1 protein-coding gene is annotated in these 1331 nt (G+C 39.4%); it reads right to left on the reverse strand.

Annotated elements, in window-relative coordinates:
• Positions 1 to 1197 (reverse strand): ATP-binding protein (locus ACOCD9_RS20610; RefSeq protein WP_419548309.1); only part of this gene is annotated, 1197 nt, incomplete at its 3' end.
• Positions 1198 to 1331 lie beyond the last annotated feature (134 nt).

Genomic DNA, 1331 nt, shown 5'->3' on the forward strand with positions numbered 1-1331 from the left:
AAGGTCAGAGATTTTCTTTTCAGTATCTGATAAATTATGTTCTGCGACTTCTATTTCTTGCTTGACCCGGAACAGCATTTCCTCTGCTTGTGCTTTTGCCGCGGACGAAGTATTAACTGCTCTCTGATTTGCTGAAAATTCAATAAGAATAGCTTGGTATTCATCTAGGTTGGACAAGTGACGTTTATGTTCACGGATTTTTTCAGTAATCTCTGCGAGAGACTTTCTATTACCATTAAGGCTGGTGCGTCTGATATCGATCTCATTCAAAATATCGAGTGCAGCCTTGTAACGTTCTTCTGCTATTGTTTGGGTTGTCCGTGTAGCATTCAACTCAGAAAATCGTGGGACACTTATTATTGCCTTCGCTGCAGCCGAGTTTTTTTCATTAAGAACGTTCAACTCGCTAACCAACATCGTTTTGCGTTTTGATACCTGCGAACGCAATTCAATTTCAACAGACTCTGAGTAGGTCGACCCGATATTGTTAATGTATCTATCCGGCACATTAACTGCGTCAATCGCGCTATTAATGACCTCTAGCAAATCATTGTTGATCGGTTGGCTGATAACTACATTTAATTCTGACTCAATCTCTTTTAATTTTAAGATATTATCATTCAGTTGTTTGCGAACAGCAAAAAGAGAGCTGCGGTAGGCTTCGTCTTCACCTCCGAAGCTCTCCATAAATTTTTCGTATCTAGTTGCAGGATGATCTTCTTTTAAAAAAGCGTCGATTGCGTCTTGAGACAGAAATATTTCCGAAAACGGCTCGCTACCAGGAAAAGACTCTTTTTTATCGAACTTATAATCCGCCTGGCCAATGCGTGCCTTTTTAACTAAATTCTCGAATACTTTTGTGTCCTCCTTTGTGCTGGTTACCTCCACTATAACCTTGGCTTTATAGTCATCAGGAACATACTTATTTCTAAGTATGGATTGTCTCTGTCCAGAAACATTGTTTCCCTTAGCTAACTCTATATTATTTTTTTGATTGGATGAAAGAAGGTATCTATTTATGTTATTGGTCAATGCCCATTCGACAGCGTCATAGAATGATGTTTTTCCAAATCCATTGGGGGCGTAAATAGAAATGAAATTTGCGCAAACTCCGTCATCTAAAATGAAATCAAAACTACCATCTTCACCAGATCGATAGGCTCGAAAACCATCGATTGTAACTTTTTCAAATTTCATTGGTTCTTACCCCATCTAAAAGTGCTCTCAAGGCTTCTTCTCTTTTGATCTTTGACTCGGCCTTGTTGTCAGATGGTATTTCGCCCCACCTAGCGAACATTGTACGTATTTCACTTGGCTGTACGCTGCTCGAT

The sequence above is a fragment of the Microcystis sp. genome (assembly GCF_048564745.1).
Taxonomy (GTDB): Bacteria; Cyanobacteriota; Cyanobacteriia; order Cyanobacteriales; family Microcystaceae; genus Microcystis; species Microcystis ichthyoblabe_A.